This window comes from Flavobacterium sp., from assembly GCF_044341185.1.
Taxonomy (GTDB): Bacteria; Bacteroidota; Bacteroidia; order Flavobacteriales; family Flavobacteriaceae; genus Flavobacterium.
In genome coordinates, this window is record NZ_JBIISE010000062.1 from 1 (window position 1) to 6,060 (window position 6,060).

A 6,060-nucleotide genomic window follows, 5' to 3' on the forward strand; every position below is an offset into this window, starting at 1 on the left:
AACAAATAACAAATAAATATTCGTATTTATCTAATAAGATGCTTAAATTGGCATCATATTTACTTTGAAAGTATACTACAATTACTCCTGTTATTCCAGCAATTATTAAATTATACCAAACATAATATTTTACAATTTTTCTTGTTTTAATAATGTCTTTCATTAAATTATTAATCGAAGAAGTAGCACTTATATTTCTTAAATTTTTGTAGAAATAATATATAAAAGCCAACAATACCAATATGTTAAATATGGTAACAGTTTTCTCAATTTCATAAATATGAATTTGATTGAGTTTGTTTTTTAAATTTTCATCATAAAATAACGACAAATCCATTAGTCTTAAAACCAAGAATTCTAAGATGCTAATAATAAAAATCCATTTTACAATAGAAGATGAACTTTTGTGCAACATACCATAAATTTCATTTTCTGAAACCTGTTTAAATTGCCCATCGTTTTTCTTCCAATCTTTTTTTAATAATTCTAATTCATCCATAAGTTACGGATTTAATGTTTTTTTAAGTTTCCCTTTAATTCTGTTCATTTTCACACGTGCATTCACTTCGCTAATCCCCAGTGTTTCTGATATCTCAGTGTAATCTTTGTCTTCTAAATATAAAAAGATCAAAGCTTTGTCAATGTCATTTAACTCAGCAATGGCTTTATACATTAATTTTAATTGTTCTTCTTCTTCAAAATTATATTCATCTGTCTTAATACGTTGAAATTCTGAGTCAAAAGGAGTGGTTTCAATACTTCTTTTCTTTTTACGATATAAAGTAATAGCTGTGTTTAGGCCTACACGATAGGCCCAAGTAGTAAATTTTGATTCCCCTCTAAATTTCGGAAATGCTTTCCATAACTGAATGGTAATTTCTTGAAACAAATCATTATGCGCATCTTGATCAGAAGTATAAAGTCTACAAATTTTGTGGACAATATTCTGATTTGCCTTAAGTTGTTTTACAAAATTATCTTCCGTTTCCGATATCATATAGTATAAGTAGTGATGTATTAGATTTTGTTACAAATATGATAAACAAATTTCAATTTCATGAATCAATTTTAGATTTTTAAAAATTTAATTAATTTCTTTAATCTGTATTCAAAAATACTAAAATATAACTTAAATTTGTAAATATACATTCCAGATAGAGTTTAAATAACATGATTACAGAACAACAATTTCAAACCGAATTAAATTTAATTATTTCCAATGCTTTAAGAGAAGATGTTGGCGATGGTGATCACAGTTCATTAGCATGTATTCCAGTTTCTGCTATAGGAAGTGCTAAACTTTTAGTAAAAGATAGTGGAGTTATTGCTGGTGTAGAATTTGCCAAAATGGTCTTCAACTTTGTAGATGCTAACCTGAAAGTAGAAACTTTTATACAAGATGGGGCAGAAGTAAAATATGGCGATATCGTTTTTCACGTTCACGGAAGTTCTCAATCCATACTAAAAGCGGAACGTTTGGTTTTAAATAGTATACAACGAATGAGTGCTATAGCTACAAAAACTAAAAGTTACGTCAAATTAATTGAAGGAACAGACACAAAGATTTTAGATACTCGTAAAACTACCCCAAATTTTAGAGCTTGTGAAAAATGGGCAGTAAAAATAGGAGGTGGCGAAAATCATCGATTTGCATTATACGATATGATTATGCTTAAAGACAATCATAACGATTTTGCTGGTGGAATTACAGCTTCAATTGCAAAAACCAAACAGTATTTAAAAGAACATAATAAAGATTTAAAAATAATCGTAGAAGCCAGAAGTATTAAAGAAGTTGAAGAAATTTTAAAAGCGGGTGGTGTGTATCGAATTTTGTTAGATAACTTTGATTTTGAAACGACAAAAAAAGCAGTTCACATTATCGGAAATCAATGTTTAACAGAATCGTCTGGAAATATTAATGAAAAAACAATCAGAGAATATGCTTTATGTGGTGTAAATTACATTTCGTCTGGCGCTTTAACGCATTCTGTTCATAATATGGATTTGAGTTTAAAAGCACTATAAAATACAATTTCGATAGTATAGATTTAATGAATTTTTCTAATCCGTGAATCCCAAATTGCATCACAATTTATGAATATCAATAAAGAAACCATAAAATCTAAACCAATAGTAAAACAAATAATTTTACTGCTTCAGCAAATTCACTTTCCAAGTTTAAAAGGAACTTCGTTGTATGATGTAATAAAATTATATGTCTTCGGAATTATTTCAGGTGGAGTTACCCATCGAGCAAGTGCTATTGCTTTTAGTTTTTTTATGGCACTTTTTCCGTTTGCCTTATTTTTATTAAACTTAATTCCATTTATCCCTTTAGATAATTTTCAAAACGATTTTTTGGTATTTGTTTCGCAAAGTGTTCCCCCAAATACCTATGATGCCATTGAAACTATTTTAAAGGATATTTTGAATAATAGCTACAAAGGATTGTTGTCTTCAGGGTTTTTGTTATCCATTTTTTTAATGTCAAATGGTATTAATGCCTTGCTTGATGGATTTGAAATGTCTAAAAATATAAGTATAAAAAGAGGTTTTTTTAGTCAATACATTATTGCAATTGCCCTTTCTATAGTTATAGCATTTTTATTATTGTTAACTGTTGCAACCTTAATTTTTGTAGCTGTATTAATACATCAATTTGAATCGCAAAGTGGATACGTATCTAAAATTTCATTAATTGAATCTTCAAGATATTTATTTGTGATAATCATGATTTTGATCATCACATCTACACTTTATAAATTTGGCACAAAAGAAACCAAACATATTTCATTTATAAGTTATGGTTCTATAATGACAACCGTATTATTTGTCTTAACATCCTATTTATTTGGAATTTATGTAGAAAAATTTGCCAGATATAACGAGTTGTATGGGTCTATTGGAACACTCCTGGTAATGATGTTTTACGTATGGTTAAACTGCATTTTAATTTTATTAGGATTCGAATTAAATGCATTCATATTTCAATTGAAAACTTCTAAAAAAGAATAAATTAATAGGAAGAAATAAAAATTAAGTGTAACTTAGCACATCAAAAATTAAAATAAACTATTATGAAAAAACAAATTTTAACATTATTTATTGCTTTAACAGCGGTTTTCGCTTCAGCACAAAAAACAATTGGAGACGTTAAAGTTGATGCTAAACTTACTGTAGAAGGTCAAAACCTTACTTTAAACGGTGCAGGAACTAGAGAAAAAATGTTCATGGACATGTATGTTGGTTCATTATATGTTAGTAAAAAATCTTCGGATGGAAACGCAATTTCTGCTGCAAATGAAGCTATGGCAATCAAATTGAACATCGTTTCAGGATTAATTTCTTCTGAAAAAATGATTACCGCAATTAATGAAGGCTTTGAAAATTCAACAGGAAAAAAAACAGCACCTTTAAAAGCAAAAATTGATAAATTCAAAGGCTTTTTTAAAGATGTAATCAACAAAAAAGATGTTTTTATTATCGTTTATGTTCCTAATGAAGGCGTTTCAGTTTACAAAAACGGAACTAAAAAAGGAACTATAGAAGGCTTAGATTTCAAAAAAGCATTATTCGGAATTTGGATAGGAAATAAACCTGCCGATGACGATTTGAAGGCAGGAATGCTTGGAAAATAATAAAAAAAATCCCGTCTAAAAGACGGGATTTTTTTTAACTAAATTATCCGTGGTATACTCTAGAAAAAACTATTTTACCATTTTCAATTTCTAAAACTTCTGCAACAAGCATATCTTCTTCTTCGTCAACTTGTCTAATGTATTCCATAAACACCCTGTAATTGTTGGTTGTAAGCGAAGTCACTTTGTAGTATAAATTAGGAAGTCTGTCAAACGCATCTTTCCACCAAATTCTTAATTCACTTTTTCCTTTTATTAATCCATTTGTTTCTGGTTTTCTTATTTTTAATTTAGGACTAAAATGCGTAGCTGATTCATCATATAAATATAATAAATCATCAAGGTTGTGCGAGTTAAATGCTTCAAACCATTTTTTAGCTATAGCTTCATTTTGCAATATCATATTTAGACTAAAAAATGTTATTTAAAATATGAAAAATCGTGATTATTTTCAATTTTTAACAATGTTTCGTAAATCAATTTAATCACATTTTCAACATCTTCTCTTTGAACCATTTCAACTGTAGTATGCATATATCGCAAAGGTAGCGAAATTAATGCACTAGGAACGCCTCCATTGCTGTATGCAAAAGCATCTGTATCTGTTCCAGTAACTCTAGATGTGGCATTTCGTTGAAATGGAATTTTCTTTTCATCTGCGGTATCAGTAATTAATTCTCTTAATTTGTTTTGTACAGCAGGTGCGTAAGCAATAACTGGACCTTTTCCCATTTTAATATCACCTTGAATTTTTTTATCAATCATTGGTGTTGAAGTGTCATGTGTTACATCTGTAACGATGGCAATGTTGGGCTTAATGCTTTGTGTAATCATTTCTGCACCTCTTAAGCCTATTTCTTCTTGTACCGCATTCACTATATACAATCCAAAAGGTAGTGTTTTTTTATTTTCTTTTAAAAGTCTGGCCACTTCAGCTATCATAAAACCACCCATTCTATTGTCTATGGCTCTACAAACAAACTTGTTTTCATTTAAAATTTCAAAACCATCCGGATAAGTAATCACACATCCTACGTGAACGCCTAAATCTTCTACTTCTTGTTTGGTACTGCATCCGCAGTCAATAAAAATATTTTCCACTTTTGCAGTTTCTTCTTTTCCAGCAATTCTTGTATGAATGGCAGGCCAGCCAAAAACACCACGTACAATTCCTTTCTTTGTATGGATATTCACACGTTTTGAAGGTGCGGTTTGATGGTCACTTCCTCCGTTTCTTATTACATAAATCAATCCGTCATCGGTAATGTAATTCACGTACCACGAAATTTCATCACTATGTCCTTCAATCACAACTTTAAATGGCGCATCTGGATTAATAACTCCAACAGCCGTTCCGTAATTGTCGGTAATAAAAGTGTCAACATATGGTTTCAAATAATTCATCCATAATTTCTGACCTTCACTTTCATATCCAGTTGGCGATGCATTATTTAAATACGATTCTAAAAAGGCAATCGAGCTATCTTTTAATATACTTTTCATAAAATTTAAACTATTTTTTGCTAAAATAAAAAATTGGCATCTAACTTGCTAATAAAATTTATAATTTTACACTTTAATATATACGATATGTTACGCACTATTTTTATTACACTTTTGTTTTTTAATTTTTTATCACTTTCTGCACAAGAAGGAGAAGGTTCGGGTGTATCCGATACTATAGAATATATTAAAGATTCAGATACGATTCGAGAAATAATAATTGAAGAAGTTACTATTTCTGACGAGAATACAATAAAACTCACAAAAGCTGAACGCGAACAAATAAAATTGTTAGAGTTTAGAGTACGTGTTGTATATCCGTATGCTAAATTAACTGCCGAAAAGTTAACACAAATTAACGCCACAATGGCAAAACTAAAATCTCAAAAAGAGAAAAGAAAATACTTTAAATTAGTAGAAAAATATTTAAATGAAGAGTTTGAACCAAAACTTAAAAAATTATCCCGAAAACAAGGGCAAATTTTAGTTAAACTCATCAATCGTCAAACCGGGCAAACTACTTTCGATTTAATTAAAGATTATAAAAGTGGTTGGAAAGCATTTTGGTCTAACAATACAGCAAAATTATTTAATATTGATTTAAAGAAAAGTTACGATCCAATGGAAGTTCCAGAAGATTTTTATATTGAAAGCTACCTTCAACGTGCTTTCGACGAAGGAAGATTGGTAAAACAAGAAGCCAAAAAACCAATTTCTGAAACCGAATTAAGAGCAAATTGGTCTACTAAAAATAAAGAAAAATTAAAACTGAATTAGCAGCTCTTTCCTGCTCTCCGCTATATCTTTTTGCATAGTGGTCTTTTGAAAAATAAAGCCCACTATACAAAAAGGATGCCGCTACTATCAGGGCTATTGCCTTGTTTTTCCAGTTGAATTTTCCTGTAAAACTTTTTTA

At 29.5% G+C, this 6,060-nt stretch carries 8 protein-coding genes; 4 read left to right on the plus strand and 4 right to left on the minus strand.

From position 1 onward, the window contains the following. Both ACIQZ1_RS09485 and ACIQZ1_RS09490 read right to left on the minus strand, forming a co-directional pair. Positions 1–499, minus strand: a 499-nt coding sequence (locus ACIQZ1_RS09485; protein WP_396160801.1) for a hypothetical protein, incomplete at its 3' end; no start/stop codon positions are given. Between the two features lie 3 nt (positions 500–502). Then, entirely contained in the window at positions 503–997 is a 495-nt protein-coding gene (locus ACIQZ1_RS09490) for an RNA polymerase sigma factor (RefSeq protein ID WP_396160803.1), read from the minus strand. Positions 998–1,170: 173 nt separating this feature from the next. Between ACIQZ1_RS09490 and nadC the strand changes: the two genes are divergently transcribed. From nadC to ACIQZ1_RS09505, 3 genes are all read left to right on the plus strand, one after another. Next, positions 1,171–2,028, plus strand: coding sequence for a carboxylating nicotinate-nucleotide diphosphorylase (nadC, locus tag ACIQZ1_RS09495; protein WP_396160805.1), 858 nt, complete (start codon positions 1,171–1,173; stop codon positions 2,026–2,028). Between the two features lie 69 nt (positions 2,029–2,097). After that, positions 2,098–3,018 carry a YihY/virulence factor BrkB family protein gene (locus tag ACIQZ1_RS09500; protein ID WP_396160807.1) on the plus strand — a complete coding sequence of 307 codons (921 nt, stop codon included), beginning with the start codon at positions 2,098–2,100 and terminating at the stop codon, positions 3,016–3,018. A gap of 62 nt (positions 3,019–3,080) precedes the next feature. Continuing rightward, entirely contained in the window at positions 3,081–3,641 is a 561-nt protein-coding gene (locus tag ACIQZ1_RS09505) for a chalcone isomerase family protein (protein ID WP_396160809.1), read from the plus strand. 43 nt (positions 3,642–3,684) lie between these two features. Here ACIQZ1_RS09505 and ACIQZ1_RS09510 read toward each other — a convergent pair whose 3' ends face one another. Further along, positions 3,685–4,044 carry a nuclear transport factor 2 family protein gene (locus ACIQZ1_RS09510; RefSeq protein WP_396160811.1) on the minus strand — a complete coding sequence of 120 codons (360 nt, stop codon included), beginning with the start codon at positions 4,042–4,044 and terminating at the stop codon, positions 3,685–3,687. Positions 4,045–4,061: 17 nt separating this feature from the next. Beyond that, on the minus strand, positions 4,062–5,144 hold the full coding sequence (locus ACIQZ1_RS09515; RefSeq protein ID WP_396160813.1) for a M42 family metallopeptidase: 1,083 nt from the start codon (positions 5,142–5,144) through the stop codon (positions 4,062–4,064). An 87-nt stretch (positions 5,145–5,231) separates the two neighbouring features. Between ACIQZ1_RS09515 and ACIQZ1_RS09520 the strand changes: the two genes are divergently transcribed. Further along, complete coding sequence (locus ACIQZ1_RS09520) at positions 5,232–5,921, plus strand: DUF4294 domain-containing protein (RefSeq protein ID WP_396160815.1); 690 nt, start codon at positions 5,232–5,234, stop codon at positions 5,919–5,921. Positions 5,922–6,060 lie beyond the last annotated feature (139 nt).